The organism is Pedobacter sp. UYP1 (assembly GCF_040547305.1).
Classification (GTDB): domain Bacteria; phylum Bacteroidota; class Bacteroidia; order Sphingobacteriales; family Sphingobacteriaceae; genus Pedobacter.
Map to the genome: position 1 here is coordinate 152,097 of NZ_JBEPPL010000015.1, position 17,557 is coordinate 169,653.

Consider the following 17,557-nt stretch of genomic DNA (forward strand, 5'->3'; position numbering starts at 1 on the left):
ACATCCCCTTTTTTTATCTTCTGATTAAACTAGTTGTTTGATTGCTGCGTATCTGTAAATGAATTCGCATGTGCATAATCAATTGCGGTTACCCTGTAATCTGTAGGCGCAAAGCTGGAAGAAGTACTTAAAGCCATTCCCAGTTCAAATCTTAACGGATAAGGGGTATTCAACAAACTTCCTTCCGGAATATACGGGAAAGTCTCCATATAAGACTGCATTACATTTGGTGCAATCCTTCTGTTGATATAAGCTCTGCTCAATTGATAAGTATGGCGTAAACCTGCTGCACCTAAAAGCTCAACTGCACTTGCAACCGTTAAACGGTGATAGTTAAACACACGTACTTTTTTATCGTCTACAACTAAACCTTTCATTAAGCTTGGATCTTGTGTCGCCACACCTGTAGGACAAGTATTGCTGTTACATTCCAATGCCTGGATACAACCTAAAGCAAACATCATTGCTCTGGCAGAATTACATAAATCTGCACCTAATGCAATGTTTTTTACCAGGTCAAATCCCGATGAAACCTTACCTGAAGCAATAATCTTAATATGTTTCTTTAAATCGAAACCTGAAAGCACATCATAAACAAAAGCTACACCTTCTCTTAAAGGCATACCTACTGCATTGGAGAATTCCTGCGGAGATGCTCCTGTACCACCTTCACCACCGTCAACGGTAATAAAGTCTACGTATGTACCTGTTTCTACCATCGCCTTGCAAATAGCGAAGAATTCACTTTTACGACCGATACATAGTTTAAATCCAATTGGTTTTCCACCGGATAGCTCTCTTAACTTTTTCACAAAAGCAAGCAACTCTAAAGGCGTTGAAAATGCAGCGTGTGCAGGCGGGGAAATTACGTCAAACCCTTCTTTCACTAACCTGATTCTTGCAATTTCAGGAGTTACCTTTTTTGCAGGCAGGATACCACCATGGCCTGGTTTAGCACCTTGTGAAAGTTTAATCTCAATCATCTTAACCTGCTCAGTTTTTGAACGCACGCCAAAAGCATCATAATTAAACGAGCCATCATCGTTACGGCAACCGAAATAGCCGGTTCCGATCTGCCAGATCAAATCTCCTTTTGGAGCGGCATGGTAATCACTGATTCCTCCTTCGCCGGTATTGTGCGCAAAGTTACCCATAAAGGCACCTCCGTTTAAGGCAAGGATGGCATTCTGGCTCAGGGAACCAAAACTCATTGCAGAAATATTTAATATACTCGCAGAGTATGGTTGTGCACAATCAGGGCCGCCTACCAATACTCTTGGGTCTTCATTCAATTCATGGTGACTGATTGCTGCAATACTATGGCTTAACCATTCATATCCATTTTCATAAACGTCAAGCTGTGTACCAAACGGAATAGTATCATTTTCTTTTTTTGCACGCTGGTAAATCAGCGAACGGTTTAGTCTGCTGAAAGGTTTTCCATTCGTGTCACTTTCTACGAAATACTGATATACTTTAGGGCGCAAATCTTCTGCAAGATATCTTAAGCGGCCTAAAACAGGGTAGTTTCGAACAATACTATGTTTTGGCTGGTAAAGATCATAAATGCCCAATAAGACAATGGGACCTATAAAAATAAAGGCCCAATAAAACGGTGGCCAAGCCAGGCTAATCATCAAAGTTGCCGTGACTAAAAATGCGGCAATCGCAATAAATGCTTTTCTCATATTGTTGTAATTACTAAATCAGGGGCAATAGTACGAACATTTATCAACGACTCAACCAAATTATCTGTAAATTTACATATGTTAATCAAAATATACCCGGAAAATCCGAATCCGAAAGCGATTGAACAAGTGGTTGAAGTCCTCAAAAAGGGCGGTATTATCATATATCCCACTGATACTGTGTATGGATTAGGATGCGATATCACCAATCAGAAGGCGATTGAGCGAATTTGTCAGATCAGAGGCATAAAGCCCGAAAAAGCGAACTTTTCTTTTATCTGTTCTGACCTCAGACATATCTCTGATTTTGTCAAGCCAATTGATACTACTGTATTCCGCTTGTTAAAGAAAGCCCTTCCAGGCCCTTTTACTTTCATATTCAATGCGAACAACAATGTTCCAAAATTACTGAGCTCAAATAAGAAAACTGTTGGGATCAGGGTGCCCGATAACAGCATTGCAAGAGCAATTGTTGAAATGTTAGGCAACCCGATTTTATCGACGTCCATTAAGGATGATGATGAGCTGGTAGAGTATTCTACAGATCCTGAATTGATCTACGAGAAATATGAAGCATTAGTTGATGCGGTGATTGATGGCGGCTATGGCGACAATGAGGCTTCCACAGTTGTGGATTGCACGCAGGGCGACTTTGAAATTATCCGTCAGGGAAAAGGAATACTGGAAAACTATTTATAATAAGTTTACCAGTATTCGCGCTCATAAATTACCCGTATTCAACCTGGCTATTTTATTCGTATTAGCGGCGTTTATGACGTAAATTTCGTCATAAACGCTTTTATATTCTCGTCCAGGCTGCCTGCTGCAATAGCCTTCACAAATGCAGTACCGATAATTCCTCCATTTGCATATTTACAGGCTTTATCAAAGGTCTCTTTACTGCTGATTCCGAATCCAATCATTGTTGGATTATTTAGTTTCAGCTCTGCAATCCTTGAAAAATAAGCTTCTGTGGTATCCGATACTTGCAAGTTCTGCCCTGTTGTGGCAGAAGAAGATAATAAATAGATAAACCCATTGCTCAGGGAGTCAATTTTATGGATACGCTCTGTTGAAGTTTGCGGGGTAACTAAAAATATATTGCTCAATCCGTATTTCAGGAAAACGTCTTTGTAAAATTCCTCATATTCTACCATTGGCAGATCGGGTACAATACAACCATCAACCCCCACTTCAGCGCAGGCTTTACAGAAGCGCTCTACACCGTATTGTAATACTGGATTTACATACCCCATTAACAAGACCGGGATTGTAACTGTTTTGCGCAGTTCTTTTAACTGTTCAAATAACAAGTTTAAATCCATTCCCTGGTCTAAGGATAGTTTACTGCTGGCTTGAATAACCGGGCCATCTGCTACCGGATCTGAATAGGGAAAACCTATTTCCAGCATATCGGCTCCTGCTTTTTCCAAGGCAGCTGCGATCGCAACCGTATCACCCAAACCCGGATAACCTGCTGTATAGTATATCGATAGTATATTGTCCTTTTTCTCTTTGAATATTTTATTAATCCTGTTCATTTGATCTGTATGCTATAGTATATATAAAAGACTGTCTAAACAGACTCTAAAAACCGAAATGTTTCATGTAGGTATCCATGTCTTTATCTCCCCTGCCGGATAAACAAACGACTACATTTTCTCCACCTTTAAATTTCATTTTCTCTAAATGAGCCAGTGCATGTGCACTTTCAATGGCAGGGATAATTCCTTCCATTTGGGTACACAGCAATCCTGCATCCAATGCTTCATCATCTGTGATCGAAACATATTCCGCTCTGGTAGTCTTGAAAAGATGTGCATGCTGAGGGCCTATTCCGGGGTAATCCAATCCGGCAGAAACAGAATGTGGTTCTACAACTTGTCCATCTGCAGTTTGCATGAGGATACTTCTGCTTCCGTGCAGCACCCCCTCTTTACCTAGAAAAGTAGTTGCTGCCGAGAATCCCGTATCTACTCCTTTCCCTCCTGCTTCAATAGCAATCAGTTTTACATTTTCATCATTGATAAAATGATAAAACATGCCCATAGCATTACTTCCACCACCTACGCAAGCCAGTACATAATCAGGCTGGTCATTTCCGGTCTGTTCGATCAATTGCTTTTTAGTTTCTTCAGAAATGATAGATTGAAAGATAGAAACCATATCAGGGTAAGGATGCGGGCCAACTACAGACCCTATAATATAATGTGTGTCTACTGGATTATTGATCCAGTCGCGCATGGCTTCGTTGGTGGCATCTTTCAGGGTTTTACTTCCTGAAACTGCAGACACAACTTTAGCGCCAAGCATTTTCATTCTGGCTACATTGGGTGCCTGACGTTGAATGTCAATTTCGCCCATATAAACTACGCATTCCAGACCACGCAATGCGCATACTGTTGCGGTAGCCACGCCATGCTGTCCTGCACCAGTTTCAGCGATAATCCGCTTTTTACCTAATTTCTCAGCCAATAAGATCTGACCAATAGTATTGTTTATTTTATGCGCCCCGGTATGGTTCAGGTCTTCTCTTTTAAGGAAGATATTCGCATTGTATTTTTCAGATAACCGTTTTGCAAGGTAAAGCGGAGAAGGTCTGCCTACATAATCTTTCAGCAGTGCATGAAACTCTTTTTGAAATTCTGCATCCCCAATGATTTTGAGGTAATTTTGTCTCAGCTCTTCTACATTCGGATAAAGCATTTCGGGAATATATGCTCCTCCAAAATCTCCGTAATAACCTTTTTCATTTACAAAATAATTCATAGTCTTATCTTTTTATAAGTTGCAATAACAACCCTGTAATATTTAAATTTTATCAAGCCCCTGTTTAAAGGTACTCAGCAATGCAGTGTCTTTTAACCCTGGTGAAAGTTCAAATTTGCTATTGACATCTATTGCATATAACCTATCGTCTTTAATTTTTCCTAATTCAGCAAGCTGATCAATTCCTATTCCACCACTCAGAAAATAGGGTTTCTGGTTTTTATAATTTCCCAGGAGTTGCCAACTAAAAGTTTTCCCTGAGCCTCCATGATCCGGAGTTTGTGTATCAAAAAGAAAGTAATCTATATACGCCTGATATTCATTCAGTGTATTAAAATCAAAGTTTTCATCAATTCCAAAGGCTTTGATGACTTCTGCATGTCCTTTCAGCGCTTCACAATACGCTGCACTTTCCTGACCGTGTAACTGAACAGCTTTCAGGTGATAAGTTACGATGGCACTTTTTACGGCTTCCAGTTCTTCATTTACAAATACCCCTGTAGCTTTTATAGTTTCAGGTATATTTTTAATCAGAGAAGGATCAAGGTCACCAATAAATCTTTTAGAACCGGGATAAAAGATAAAGCCAATATACTCAGGCTGCAAAGCAACCACCTTTGCTATATTAGCAGGTATTTTCATCCCGCAGATCTTTAATTTATATTTCATCCGATTAAGTTTTGGAAACTTTTCAAGGCCATTCCACCAACCAGTGAAGATTCTGCTTCATAAAAACAATCTGCAAAAGATTGCTCTGGCTTAATGGTCTGAATCGCAATTGCCGCGTTACACAACACTACATTATTTTGCGGATCAGTACCGGTGCCTTGTAATACACTGGTAAAGATATGAGCTGATGATTTAATCGTGTCGCCACCAACAATTTCATGTACATCAAATTCCTCAAAGCCAAGGTCGCTCACTTTAACTAAAGCCTCTCCGTTTTTACTGAATGTTTTGAAATCACAAGTGAGGGATACTTCATCAAAGCCATCCACAGCATGTATAATTGTATAGTTTTTATCGGTATCCTGATACAAATAAGCATATAAGCGGGCAAGTTCAAGACTGAACACGCCTACGATCTGGTTTTTCGGCTGTGCCGGATTAACCATTGGCCCCAGCATATTGAAAAAGGTTTTAACCCCTAAGTCTTTCCGTATTGGAGCTACAATTTTCATCGCAGGATTAAATAATGGGGCGTGAATAAAGCAGATTCCTGCCCTGTCCAGACTTCTTTTCAATTCTTCCTGATCAGCAGTGAAAGTATAACCCAGGTATTCCATTACATTGGAAGAACCGCAGCCTGAAGACACCCCATAATTACCGTGTTTGGCTACTTTATATCCTGCTCCGGCTACTACAAAAGAAGCCAGCGTAGAGATATTAAAAGTGTCTTTTCCATCACCTCCAGTACCGCAAAGATCGACTAGCTCGTAATTGGACAGATCAACTTTTACACAAAGATCAAGCATCGCATCCCGGAATCCCTGCAGCTCTGCAACTGTTATATTACGCATCCCGAAGGCCGTAATAAACGCCGCAATCTGCGAAGTATTAAATTCCCCTGAGGCAATTGCTATTAAAATCCGCTGGGCTTCTTCCCTGCTAAAAGACTTGTTTTCGAATAAGTGGTTGAGTATTTTCTTCATGGGGGGGTCAAAAAAAAAGGGCTGCTTAAAAAGCAACCCTCAAAATATTGTATATAAAATAAAACGTACAAAATAGGGTTACACTACGCTATTGCGTTGTGCCACCACCAAATGTTAAGTCCGTTTGTTTGTATCATTGTGAAACAAATATGGAATTGTTTTTGGAAAAGAACAACTATTTGTTGAAATATTTTTTTGAGAAGACAAATTACTTATTTACAATTACATTCGCACAGTAACAAAAACTATAATTTATATGAGCAAACACAAGTTCTGGGGTCAGATAACAGAAAGTTTGATGGGCTATACCGCTGAAAAAAAATATAATATTCCAAATTTCAGCGAACAGGAAATAGAAATATTTTTAGGAAGCGAATTTGATGAAGATGGGGATGAAATTGATACTCCTCCAAACAATATAAGTCTTGATGAGTACGCTGATACGTTTTCAGCATTTTTAACTAATCTTCCTGATGTACTTTTAGCAATTAAAGCGCAGGGTTTTGAGCGTTACAAGAGATTATATGCGCATTATTATGAGCATGAGGAAAAATCAGGAGAAGCGCCATTAAATATTGTTACAGCTGAAAAGCATTTTGAATACATGAGGGATATCCTGCAAATCAGGATTGAGGATAATCAGAATATCAGTATTCCGATCCGTTATCAGTTAGATACAGAACATGGAATTGAAATAAAGCTCGAAAATAATGAGATTGCCAAAATTGGTGGAATTGGTGAGGTTTAAATAACTTGTTGAGGTTTAAAAATACCAAAAGGGTGTCTTTTTTGAAGAAAGACACCCCTTTTTAATGCGGTAAATGATCCTTAAAGCTTCCATACACCCAGGTTCCTGCAATAGCACTGAGTAAGGTAATACTGATGACAGTTGCCCCTGTCCCTATTTGTGCAAATAATGGTCCTGGACAGGCACCTGTAATCGCCCAGCCAAACCCAAAAATAAGTCCTCCGTAAATCTGGCCTTTGTTGAAAGTCTTTGGCGTAAAGGTTATGGCTTCCCCATTAATCGTTTTGATCTTAAACTTTTTAATGAGCCACACAGAGAGCATACCTACTGCGATTGCACTGCCAATTACCCCAAACATGTGGAAAGATTGCAAGCGGAACATTTCCTGAATACGGAACCAGCTAATGACTTCGGCCTTGACGAAAACAATACCAAACGCGATACCGACTAAAAGATATTTTATATTGTTCATCATCATTAACCAAGTAAAAGTATATATGGAAGGATATAATTAGCCATGATAAAACCACCAGCCATAAAGCAGCAGGTAGCGACTAACGAAGGCCATTGCAGCGTTGAAATCCCCATAATGGCGTGCCCGCTTGTGCATCCGCCAGCATAGCGTGTTCCGAAACCAACCAGAAAACCACCACCAACCATCATAATCAACCCGCGCAATGTGAAAAGCGAAGACCAGTTAAACAGTTGCGCAGGGACCATAGCCTGATAATCTGTAATACCATAGCCCGATAATTCAGTTACCAATTTAGGGTTCAATACGATATTTGAAGGATTAGAAAGTAAGGACGCAGCAATAAAACCACCCAAAAATATACCTGCAACAAAGAAAAGATTCCAGGCTTCTTTTTTCCAGTCATATTGGAAGAAAGGGATTTTAGCCGGTATACAGGCCGCACAAATATGACGTAAGGAAGAGCTGATACCAAATGCTTTGTTACCGAGCAGCAGCAGTATGGGTACGGTCATTCCGATCAGCGGGCCTGCAACGTACCATGGCCAGGGTTGCTTTATAAATTCAAGGATACTCATGTCTCTGGGTTATCGGGTTGGTAAGTTCCGTTATTTATTTCGCATTATAAAAAAAGGCATTATAAAAAAATGGCTGAAGGCTCTCCTTAAAAAAAGAACCTTCAGCCATTTATAAAATAGTTAAAGTGCTGGTTATTGCGCTACTTTAATCTCTACCCTGCGGTTCAATTCTTTACCTGCTTCAGTCGAGTTATTGTCAATTGGTTTGGTTGCACCAAATCCTTTTACTGATAAATTATTACCACTGATACCTGCATTCACTAAATACGATTTTACTGAGTTTGCTCTGTCTACTGACAATGACATATTGTGCTCAGGCGTACCTTCAGCTGAAGAGTTTCCGTTCAGAACAAATTTAACTGAAGGATCTTTTTTCATTTCTTTAGCTGCATTATCCAGGATCTGGAAAGAAGCAGTTTTCAGCACGTCAGAGTTAAATTCAAACTGGACATTAGCGAAGTTAAAATTTGGTTTCTCTGGTGCAGGAGTTTCCACTTTTTCTTCTACAGGCGCTTTTTCTACTGGTTTCTCTACTGGTTTTTCTACTGCTACTGGTGGATTAGGTTTTGCAACGATTTTCTTCGTTTTACAAGCTTGAAGAGAAAAAGCGAATAAGCCGATACCAGCTAATAGTAAGTGTGTTTTTTGAAATCTCATTTTCGTGTTTGTTTCTTATTAAAGGTTAAAATTTGTGAATTGTAAACATAAATAAATTTCAATAGATAGGTAGTAAATTCTTAAGTACGTTTTAAAAAATCCATTATGAAGTCATAAAGCTGATTGCTGCCAAATACCATTTGTGAAATCATCCCTACGTGTTTCTTTTTAGGGATAATATGCAGTGCAGATGGCACCTGAGCATTATTAAGCAATTTATTCAGCCTTTCGGACTGCAGTTGTATTGCGGGATAAGTTTTCGCACCATAAAAGATCAGATGCGGATTTTTACTGTTTTCAACGTAATGTAAAGGAGAACCTTTTTCCCAAATTGCCGGATCTTTAGAGAATGTTCTCAGAAAATCATAATAGTTGTTATCCTTTTCCGAACTGGTCATGTACTCTTTCATATCCAGACCAAAGGCATCATTCAGAATTACACCTTTCACAGGATTTGCTATACCGGCCTTTTTAAAGTAAACCGGGTCATCATTAATGAGTTCGGCAAGGTGCCCTCCAGCAGAATGTCCCATTAAAAAAATCCGCTCAGGATTCCCGCCATATTCATTCACATGTTCTTTTACCCATTTCACTGCCTGAGCACAATCTTCAGCCATGCGGTCATATTTGTAAGCTGGTGCTAAGCCGTAATTGATATTTACAGTCACCACTCCTTTACGGGCCAGGTTCCTTCCCAGCCACCAATAGATATTTTTTTTTCCACTACTCCATGAGCCCCCATGGATAAAAACCACCACATCTTTAGCTTTGGTTATATCTTTCTGATAAAAAACATCCAGTTGCCTGTACTGATCATTTACCGCAGTGTAATTAATATTCTTCTCTACTTTTACTTTAGCCGTTAAAGCGAAGAACTGTCCCAGAAAGGCAAATAACATCAGTAGTTTTTTTATGTGGGTCATTCCTTACTTAATTAAGGCATTCTTCTCTTTTGTAAAATGGTTAAACACCAGCTTATCGGCCAGTGCCGGAAACAGTTTATTAATCCATACGGTCAATTTACCTTGTCCGGTCATGATCAATGTACGCTTACGCGCAGCAATTCCATTGACTATATTTTCTGCAACTTCTGCTGAAGACATCATCTTTCCTTCTTCCATACTGGTTTCTCCATGTGAGGTACCGTCTTTTGCCAGGGCTGCCACTCTGATATTCGAAGTGGTAAAACCTGGACAAGCTACCATCACGTGTACTCCGGTATGCAGGAGTTCTGTTCTTAATGCTTCCATAAATCCATTCATCGCAAATTTGGACGCCGAGTAACCTGTTCTGCCGGGTAAACCACGATAGCCAGCAATAGAAGAAACGCCAATTATACTTCCTTTAGTCTTCAGGATTTCAGGTAATGCATATTTAGTGCAATAAACTGTACCCCAGAAATTGACATCCATCAGGTTTTTAAGGACTGATAAATCCAGTTCGTTAAAGAGTGCACGCATGGATAATCCTGCATTGTTTACCATAATATCAACCTGATTAAAGGTTAACAGCGCTTGTTTAACTAATGCTTCACAATCTGCTTCTTTGCTGACATCGGCTTGTACGGCAAGGGCTTTAATCCCATATCTTTTTTCCAGGTCTGCAGTAACTTCACATAAAGTCACAAATTGCCGCGCTGCCAGTACTAAGTTTGCACCGCGTTTAGCAAATTCTTCAGCGCATGACTTTCCTATACCCGATGAAGCACCGGTAATAATGACTACTTTATTCTTAAAATCCATCGTGATTTATTTGGTTATTGAATTGACATAAGGTACTCTGGTAACGATTGAGCGGCCTAAAGTGATTTCGTCTGCATATTCCAGTTCACCGCCAAAAGCGATTCCGCGGGCAATAGTGGTAATTGGTATTTGAAAGTCTTTGAGTCTTTTGTAAAGATAAAACAGGGTCGTATCGCCTTCCATAGTTGCACTTAAGGCTAAAATAATCTCCTTAACAGGTGTTGTAGCAACCCGCTGAACTAAAGAGTCTATAAACAGATCGGATGGCCCGATTCCGTCCATTGGAGAGATTAAGCCGCCTAATACATGGTAAACGCCAAAATATTGAGAGGTATTTTCCACAGCCATGACATCACGCGTGTCTTCTACCACACAAATTATTTCTTTTTCCCGTTTATTGGAACTGCAAATCCCGCATATGGGCAGGTCTGATATATTATGACAAATGCTACAGTGCTTGATATCCTTTCTTAACCTGATGATAGAATTCCCGAAAGTGTCTACTTCCTCTTGTTCCTTGTTCAGTAAGTGCAGTACCAGACGCAATGCGGTCTTTTGTCCTACACCAGGTAGTTTAGAAAATTCGTTAACAGCGTCTTCAAGTAGCTTGGAAGAAAAATTCATCTTACAAATTTATATTTATCTTCTGTTATTTAGAGACTGTTTAAAATTTATCATCAACTTTTTAAACACCCTTTTGACTTTTAGCAGATGATTTTATTACATTTAGCTCCTAAAGTATAATTATATATGACTCCCGCCATACTTTTATCCTTTCTATTAGGATATTTTGCCCTTTTAATAGGAGTAGCCTATTTCACCTCCAGAAATTCATCTGACAACGCCTCATTTTTTATTGCCAACCGCAATTCAAAATGGTACCTGGTAGCATTCGGAATGATTGGAACGGCCCTTTCCGGGGTAACTTTCATCTCTGTGCCGGGCGCAGTTGGTAAAGGTGAATTCGGATATTTCCAATTTGTATTAGGGAATGCCGTGGGCTTTATCATTGTAGCCACCGTCCTTTTACCGCTGTATTACCGGATGAACCTGATCTCCATTTATACGTACCTGGAAAAAAGACTAGGTGCTTACAGTTATAAAACCGGAGCAGTAATCTTCCTTATTTCCAGAACTATTGGGTCTTCATTCAGACTATACCTGGTTGCGATCGTATTACAGAAATTCATTTTTGATGCCTGGAATATCCCATTCTGGTTAACCATTGTACTTTGCCTGGTATTAATCTGGGTTTATACCCATAAAGGTGGCCTTAAAACCATTATCATCACCGATACCCTGCAAACGATTTTTTTGTTATTATCAGTTGTCCTGTCTATTATATTCATCGCAAAATCACTACATCTGGATATAGCAGGCACTTTTGAAGCGGTAAAAAACAGCAGTTACTCCAAAATATTCTTCTGGGAAGATTTCCTGGGCAGCAAGTCCCACTTTCTGAAACAATTTTTAGGAGGTATTTTTGTCACTGTTGCCATGGTAGGACTGGATCAGGATCTGATGCAAAAGAACCTGAGCATGAAAAGTATTGGAGAAGCACAGAAAAACATGTTCACTTTTACAGGGGTATTTGTAGTCATGAATATCTTTTTCCTGAGTGTAGGGGCTTTATTGTACCTGTATGCTGCAAAAAATGGCATAGCAGTTGCTAACTTAAAAACACCGGATCATCTTTATCCTGAAATTGCTTTAAATCATTTAAATATTATTCCAGGGATTATTTTTATGCTGGGTTTGACAGCTGCGACATTCGCAACTACGGATTCTGCACTGACTGCACTGACAACTTCGTTTTGTATGGACTTCCTGCATTTTGACAAAAAAGAAGATCAGAATGACCCTAAACTGGTGACACAGCGACACTGGGTGCATATTGGTTTTTCGGTTGTCATGGTTGCTGTTATCCTGGTATTTAAAGCAATTAATGATGATTCTGTGGTCAACTCAATATTCACAGCGGCAGGTTACACTTATGGCCCGCTGTTAGGTTTATTTGCTTTCGGGATGCTGACAAAGAAAGCAGTTGCAGATAAATTAGTACCTTATCTGTGTATTTCATCCCCTGTGTTGTGTTTTGTGATCAATACGCACAGTATAAAATGGTTTGGCTATGCGATGAGCTTTGAGCTGATTGTGCTAAACGGTTTGATTACATTTTTACTACTTTGGGTTACCGGAAGAAATACGGCTGACCAAACTAAATTTTAAAATATAAATAAGCATAATAATGACGAGTGAAGAGAAAATAAGAAGCGCGTTTGAAAACAAAAACTGGCAGGAGATCAAAGTAACTGATTCCTGGCAGATCTTTAAAATAATGGCTGAATTTGTAGATGGCTTTGAGAAGCTGGCTAAAATTGGCCCCTGTGTATCCATTTTTGGTTCTGCAAGAACTGCTGAAACGAATAAATATTATCAGATGGCAGTAGATTGCGGTAAGTTACTGACTGATCGCGGTTATGGTGTAATTACGGGTGGTGGCCCTGGTATTATGGAAGCTGGTAATAAAGGTGCCCATACCAATGGCGGAAAATCTGTAGGACTTAATATTGACCTGCCGTTTGAGCAGTTCCACAATAAATATGTTGACCACAATAAATTACTGCAATTCGATTACTTCTTTGTAAGAAAAGTCATGTTCATGAAATACTCACAGGGATTTATCGTATTACCTGGTGGAATGGGAACAATGGACGAATTGTTTGAAGCGATTACATTGATCCAGACCGGTAAAATTGCACGTTTCCCGATCGTATTGTTAGGTAAGGATTACTGGGGCGGATTAATTGACTGGATCAAAAACACGATGTTGGAGAAAGAGCATAATATCCATGCAGAAGATTTAAACTTGTTCAGATTAGCGGATACTGCTGAGGAAGCAACCGAGCATATTTTCAGATTCTATGATAAATACGTTCTGAAACCTAATTTCTAGGCTGATATTTTGCAGGGGTTAGATATGACTAACCCCTCCTGATACAACTAATTTCATAGCATCTGCAGCATTCATTTTCAATTCTTTGATCTTATCCTTAGACACGACACAAACTTGTCCGGCAAAGGAGTAAGAAAATGGAAAATAAACCACACAATCTCCGGGTAAGCCAATCGACGACAGATCGCTCTGTGTCATAAATCCAATTCTTTTGATATCCGCAGTCATTTCTACTAAAACAGGGTGATTAAATTTCTTTTCATCACCAACAAATGCCTCAGTAAGGTCCTTAATGGAAGAATAAATAAAATTTAACCCGGGTAATCTGTTCATCCAGCGATTGAACCAATTGTACATAGGTTCAGTTACAAAATTGGTCACAAATATCCCTGCGGTCAGAATTAATGCAATAACCAGCGCAAGCCCCAAGCCCGGGATATTCCTGCTTTCTCCTGTTCTTGGATCAACTCCCAAAATATTATTGACATTCAACCAGCTATCGACCGTGGTAACTGCCCATATCACGATGTAAATACTTAAAGCTATAGGCAATACTATCAATAAACCCTTAATCAGGTAATTTAACAGCGCCTTCCCAATCCTGTTCATAACACAAAACTACTCATAAAAATAGATGCGTTTTACCCTTTGTGAGATATTTGTTAAAATCTCGTAAGGAATGGTATCAATTTGCTTCGCTAAATCGTCAACCGTCAGCTCGTTATTGAAAATAATGACTTCATCCCCAATTTTAGCGTCGAGTCCGGTTACGTCGAGCATACACATATCCATGGCAATGGTACCGATTACAGGAGCAAATTTACCATTGACGAGCATCTTCCCTACTCCGTTTCCAAAAGATCTGCGGTACCCGTCTGCATAACCTATTTTTATAGTTGCCGTAGTGCCTCCATCGGGCAAAACTCCCCAGCGGCCATAACCAATAGTGTCCTTAGGGCCTACTGTCTTAATTTGTGTGATCGTAGTTTTTAAAACTGCTACGGTACGGAGTCCGCTCTTATCTGCCAGCCCGCTGTCAAAACCATATAAACCTATACCTATTCTGACCATATCCAATTGTGCTTCGGGATGTCTGGTTATCGCTGAGGTATTGGAAATATGCTGTATAAAATCATAGCCTAATCCTTTGCGCAGCGCTCCGCTAAGATGGAGATAGGTTTCCAGCTGATAGCCTGTAAATTCATCGTGCTGCGGGTCTTCGCTTGCTGCAAGATGTGAAAATGCAGAAACTACTTTGAGCTTTTTAGTCTGGTTCAGCAAGGGCAGCAATTCTGGCAGATCTGGTTCCTCAAATCCCAGTCTGTGCATCCCGGTGTCAATTTTAATATGCACTGGATAAGCAGTTTGCGTTTCGGGTAAGAAAGCAACAAACGCTTTCAGAATATCAAGGTTATAAAGTTCAGGCTCCAGTTTATATTTCAGAATTGCTTCAAAAGCAAATGGTTCCGGGCTCATCACCATAATAGGCAAGGTGATCCCCGCTTTTCTTAAGGCAATTCCTTCATCTGTGTAAGCTACAGCAAGATAATCTACTTTATGATATTGTAATAAATTGGCAATTTCGAAGCTTCCACTACCATAAGAGAAGGCTTTGACCATGGCCATTACTTTCACACCAGGCGCTAACTTTGCTTTATAGAATTTAAGGTTACTGGCTAATGCGTTTAAATCAATTTCCATGACTGTTCCATGAACTTTTTGCGTCAGGAGTTTACTGATCCTTTCAAATTCAAATCGCCTTGCTCCTTTAACCAGGATTGTTTCACTGTTAAATGTTATTTCAGCAAATTTCTGAATGAATTCTTCTGTACTTTCATAGAATGCTGCGGGTAAATCAAAGAGTGAAGCGAATGCACTGATATGAGGCCCTATACCGATCAGCCTGTTTACCTGCTTTTGTTTTAACAAAGCAGCAATTTCAGTATAAAGTTCCACATCCGTTTTTCCCGTTTCGGGCAAGTCTGACAGGATCACTGTTTTCAGTGGATGCTGGTTTTGCTGATTCAGAAAATCAAGAGCTATAGCGAGCGAAGAGATGTCAGCACTGTAGGAATCGTCAATAATGGAGCATTGATTGATACCGTTTTTCAGTTCTAAGCGCATGTTTACGGCCGTTAAATGCTCTAAACGAACATCTGCTTGCTCTGGAGTGTATCCCAGGGCTAATAAAGCAGCCCAGCAGATAATTCCATTTTCAACGGATGCCCGGTCACTAAATGGAAGCAGGCATTCAATTTCTTCTCCTTTGTAAAGTGCCTTGATATAGCTTTTACCGTTAATTGGTTCTACAAATAAAATGGACAAATCTGCTTCAGTTTTTATACTCCAGGAGAACTGTTGTTCACCAGGTAGTTCATCTGCAGGTATATTTTTGGTATAATCGGGACTGTAAATAAATAGTTTAACGTCTTTGAAGAGTTTCAATTTCTCTTTCAACTTTTCTTCAGAAGAAGTAAATCCTTCGGCATGGGCTTCTCCTATATTGGTCAGAATACCAATAGTGGGCTGTATAATTTCAGCGAGCTGCTGCATTTCTCCATTTTTAGAAATACCAGCTTCAAAGATTCCAAGCGTATGTTCCTGATGAATCTGCCAGACAGAAAGAGGAACACCAAGCTGCGAATTAAAGCTTTTCGGGCTCCTGACAATATGGAAATCTGCTGAGAGTAATTGATATAGCCATTCTTTAACGATAGTCTTTCCGTTACTCCCAGTAATTGCGATGACTTCCAGGTCAAATGCGCTTCGGTGATTTGCAGCGATGAGTTGTAAGGCGGCCTGCACATCAGCTACTAAAAGAAAGTTAGCGTCAGGAAATTTCCTCTGGTACCCGGCTTTACTAACGACAAAGTTTTTAATGCCGTTGGCATAGGCTTCTGCAATAAATTCATGTCCGTCTCTGGTAGCTGACAGGGCAAAGAACAAAGAGGATTCCGGGCTGATCACTACACGGCTGTCTATAAGCAGGCTATTAATTAAAGCGGGATGTTTTAATTCGAAGGATTTTATATTTAAAAGTTCAGCCAACTGCTGAATGGTATAGTTTATTTCACTCATTGATCCGAATACTAGAATGGGATAAAGTTAAACTTTTCTAAGAGCCTGTTTAGTTTAGTTTAGCGTTTATTTGTAAACAGGCTGTAATAAATAATGCGGATATTTGCAGTATCAGCTATATATAACAAGTAATTCATATTGGAAAAAGAATATTCAAAACCTGTACTGGACAAAAGGACTGCTTTAGTTAAAGCGGAAAGTTACTGCGCCTACCAGGAGCGTGCGCAACAGGAAATCAGAAATAAGCTTTATGACTGGGGATTAAGACATGATGAAGTAGAAGAAGTGATCACAGAACTTATCCTGAATAATTTTCTGAATGAGGAAAGGTTTGCGATGGCCTATGTGTCTGGCAAGTTTAATATCAAGAAATGGGGCAAGGTTAAGATCAAACAGGGACTTAAATTGAAAAAGATTCCGGAGAAAATGATTTTAAAAGCATTAAATTCTATTGATTATGACGATTATTTAAAAACTATCCTCGCTGCTGCTGAAAAAAAATCAGCAGTTTTAATAGAGAAAGATGCCTATAAAAGGAAATACAAGCTGATTACCTACCTTATGGGGAAGGGCTTTGAAAATAATTTGATTTCTGAAGTACTGAAGGACAATAACTTAAGCTAATACCTGTTTTTTTTATTAAAAATAACTTGACAGTAATATAAAAGTCCTTATATTTGCAATCCCAAACGGAAACAAGGTATACAGTTTTAAGCCTTGCAAATGTGACGGAAACATCGGATGATGTTGATAAAACCAATGCGAAAGTAGCTCAGTTGGTAGAGCACGACCTTGCCAAGGTCGGGGTCGCGAGTTCGAATCTCGTCTTTCGCTCTAAGTGTCTTCTTTACCGGAAGGCATTTATTTAAAAGGTTAACACCTGCTCAGATGGTGGAACTGGTAGACACGCAGGACTTAAAATCCTGTGACCTTAAAAGTCGTGCGGGTTCGATTCCCGCTCTGAGTACTCACTGTATAAAGTTATACAGAACCTATAATACTATACCAATGCGAAAGTAGCTCAGTTGGTAGAGCACGACCTTGCCAAGGTCGGGGTCGCGAGTTCGAATCTCGTCTTTCGCTCTAAAGCCTTCTCTAAGAAGGTTTTTATTTTTAAAAGGTTTAACACCTGCTCAGATGGTGGAACTGGTAGACACGCAGGACTTAAAATCCTGTGACCTTAAAAGTCGTGCGGGTTCGATTCCCGCTCTGAGTAC

Annotated in this window: 18 protein-coding genes and 4 tRNA genes; 9 read left to right on the forward strand and 13 right to left on the reverse strand. The window is 39.6% G+C overall.

Annotation, left to right across the window (positions count from 1 at the left end):
- Positions 1-29: 29 nt before the first annotated feature.
- The gene (locus ABIB30_RS22900; RefSeq protein ID WP_354305381.1) at positions 30-1,688 is read right to left on the reverse strand and encodes an FMN-binding glutamate synthase family protein; all 1,659 of its coding nucleotides are present in this window, start codon (positions 1,686-1,688) and stop codon (positions 30-32) included.
- Between the two features lie 78 nt (positions 1,689-1,766).
- Between ABIB30_RS22900 and ABIB30_RS22905 the strand changes: the two genes are divergently transcribed.
- Positions 1,767-2,387: an L-threonylcarbamoyladenylate synthase gene (locus tag ABIB30_RS22905; RefSeq protein ID WP_068395532.1), complete on the forward strand. Its 621-nt coding sequence runs from the start codon at positions 1,767-1,769 to the stop codon at positions 2,385-2,387.
- 71 nt (positions 2,388-2,458) lie between these two features.
- Here the strand turns inward: ABIB30_RS22905 and trpA are convergent, their stop codons facing one another.
- From trpA to trpD, 4 genes are read right to left on the reverse strand one after another with little or no spacing between them, the layout of a single operon-like run.
- Entirely contained in the window at positions 2,459-3,229 is a 771-nt protein-coding gene (trpA, locus tag ABIB30_RS22910) for a tryptophan synthase subunit alpha (RefSeq protein WP_354305382.1), read from the reverse strand.
- A gap of 46 nt (positions 3,230-3,275) precedes the next feature.
- The gene (gene trpB / locus ABIB30_RS22915; protein WP_354305383.1) at positions 3,276-4,457 is read right to left on the reverse strand and encodes a tryptophan synthase subunit beta; all 1,182 of its coding nucleotides are present in this window, start codon (positions 4,455-4,457) and stop codon (positions 3,276-3,278) included.
- Between the two features lie 42 nt (positions 4,458-4,499).
- The gene (locus ABIB30_RS22920; protein ID WP_354305384.1) at positions 4,500-5,126 is read right to left on the reverse strand and encodes a phosphoribosylanthranilate isomerase; all 627 of its coding nucleotides are present in this window, start codon (positions 5,124-5,126) and stop codon (positions 4,500-4,502) included.
- The gene (trpD, locus tag ABIB30_RS22925) at positions 5,123-6,109 is read right to left on the reverse strand and encodes an anthranilate phosphoribosyltransferase (RefSeq protein WP_354305385.1); all 987 of its coding nucleotides are present in this window, start codon (positions 6,107-6,109) and stop codon (positions 5,123-5,125) included. The genes ABIB30_RS22920 and trpD overlap by 4 nt, the downstream gene beginning before the upstream one ends.
- Positions 6,110-6,365: 256 nt before the next feature.
- On the opposite strand from trpD, the gene ABIB30_RS22930 reads away from it, so the two are divergent.
- Complete coding sequence (locus ABIB30_RS22930; RefSeq protein WP_354305386.1) at positions 6,366-6,857, forward strand: DUF6985 domain-containing protein; 492 nt, start codon at positions 6,366-6,368, stop codon at positions 6,855-6,857.
- Positions 6,858-6,918: 61 nt separating this feature from the next.
- Here ABIB30_RS22930 and ABIB30_RS22935 read toward each other — a convergent pair whose 3' ends face one another.
- The 6 genes from ABIB30_RS22935 to recR form a co-directional block, all read right to left on the reverse strand.
- A complete protein-coding gene (locus ABIB30_RS22935) occupies positions 6,919-7,332 on the reverse strand; it encodes a DUF6691 family protein (RefSeq protein ID WP_354305398.1) in 414 nt (137 codons plus the stop codon).
- Positions 7,333-7,334: 2 nt separating this feature from the next.
- Positions 7,335-7,907 (reverse strand): YeeE/YedE family protein, encoded by a 573-nt coding sequence (locus ABIB30_RS22940; protein ID WP_354305387.1) that lies wholly within the window; start codon positions 7,905-7,907, stop codon positions 7,335-7,337.
- 132 nt (positions 7,908-8,039) lie between these two features.
- Positions 8,040-8,564: an OmpA family protein gene (locus ABIB30_RS22945; protein ID WP_354305388.1), complete on the reverse strand. Its 525-nt coding sequence runs from the start codon at positions 8,562-8,564 to the stop codon at positions 8,040-8,042.
- 80 nt (positions 8,565-8,644) lie between these two features.
- Positions 8,645-9,487: an alpha/beta hydrolase gene (locus tag ABIB30_RS22950; RefSeq protein WP_354305389.1), complete on the reverse strand. Its 843-nt coding sequence runs from the start codon at positions 9,485-9,487 to the stop codon at positions 8,645-8,647.
- 3 nt (positions 9,488-9,490) lie between these two features.
- Positions 9,491-10,306 (reverse strand): SDR family oxidoreductase, encoded by an 816-nt coding sequence (locus ABIB30_RS22955; protein ID WP_354305390.1) that lies wholly within the window; start codon positions 10,304-10,306, stop codon positions 9,491-9,493.
- 6 nt (positions 10,307-10,312) lie between these two features.
- On the reverse strand, positions 10,313-10,930 hold the full coding sequence (recR, locus tag ABIB30_RS22960) for a recombination mediator RecR (protein WP_183868041.1): 618 nt from the start codon (positions 10,928-10,930) through the stop codon (positions 10,313-10,315).
- 126 nt (positions 10,931-11,056) lie between these two features.
- Here recR and ABIB30_RS22965 point away from each other — a divergent pair, with 126 nt between their 5' ends.
- Together ABIB30_RS22965 and ABIB30_RS22970 are read left to right on the forward strand one after the other, a co-directional pair.
- Positions 11,057-12,535 (forward strand): sodium:solute symporter, encoded by a 1,479-nt coding sequence (locus tag ABIB30_RS22965; protein WP_354305391.1) that lies wholly within the window; start codon positions 11,057-11,059, stop codon positions 12,533-12,535.
- A gap of 19 nt (positions 12,536-12,554) precedes the next feature.
- Positions 12,555-13,262, forward strand: a complete 708-nt coding sequence (locus ABIB30_RS22970; protein ID WP_041884462.1) for an LOG family protein — start codon at positions 12,555-12,557, stop codon at positions 13,260-13,262.
- Positions 13,263-13,280: 18 nt separating this feature from the next.
- Here the strand turns inward: ABIB30_RS22970 and ABIB30_RS22975 are convergent, their stop codons facing one another.
- Together ABIB30_RS22975 and ABIB30_RS22980 are read right to left on the reverse strand one after the other, a co-directional pair.
- Complete coding sequence (locus tag ABIB30_RS22975; RefSeq protein ID WP_111636238.1) at positions 13,281-13,871, reverse strand: DUF502 domain-containing protein; 591 nt, start codon at positions 13,869-13,871, stop codon at positions 13,281-13,283.
- A 9-nt stretch (positions 13,872-13,880) separates the two neighbouring features.
- Positions 13,881-16,340: a bifunctional UDP-N-acetylmuramoyl-tripeptide:D-alanyl-D-alanine ligase/alanine racemase gene (locus ABIB30_RS22980; protein ID WP_354305392.1), complete on the reverse strand. Its 2,460-nt coding sequence runs from the start codon at positions 16,338-16,340 to the stop codon at positions 13,881-13,883.
- Positions 16,341-16,478: 138 nt separating this feature from the next.
- Here ABIB30_RS22980 and ABIB30_RS22985 point away from each other — a divergent pair, with 138 nt between their 5' ends.
- The 5 genes from ABIB30_RS22985 (at position 16,479) to ABIB30_RS23005 (ending at position 17,556) form a co-directional block, all read left to right on the forward strand.
- Positions 16,479-16,964, forward strand: a complete 486-nt coding sequence (locus ABIB30_RS22985) for a regulatory protein RecX (protein WP_354305393.1) — start codon at positions 16,479-16,481, stop codon at positions 16,962-16,964.
- Between the two features lie 137 nt (positions 16,965-17,101).
- Positions 17,102-17,174, forward strand: a tRNA-Gly gene (locus tag ABIB30_RS22990).
- Positions 17,175-17,222: 48 nt separating this feature from the next.
- Positions 17,223-17,307 (forward strand) — tRNA-Leu (locus ABIB30_RS22995).
- Positions 17,308-17,350: 43 nt separating this feature from the next.
- A tRNA-Gly gene (locus ABIB30_RS23000) sits at positions 17,351-17,423 on the forward strand.
- Between the two features lie 48 nt (positions 17,424-17,471).
- Positions 17,472-17,556: transfer RNA gene (locus tag ABIB30_RS23005), tRNA-Leu, on the forward strand.
- Position 17,557 lies beyond the last annotated feature (1 nt).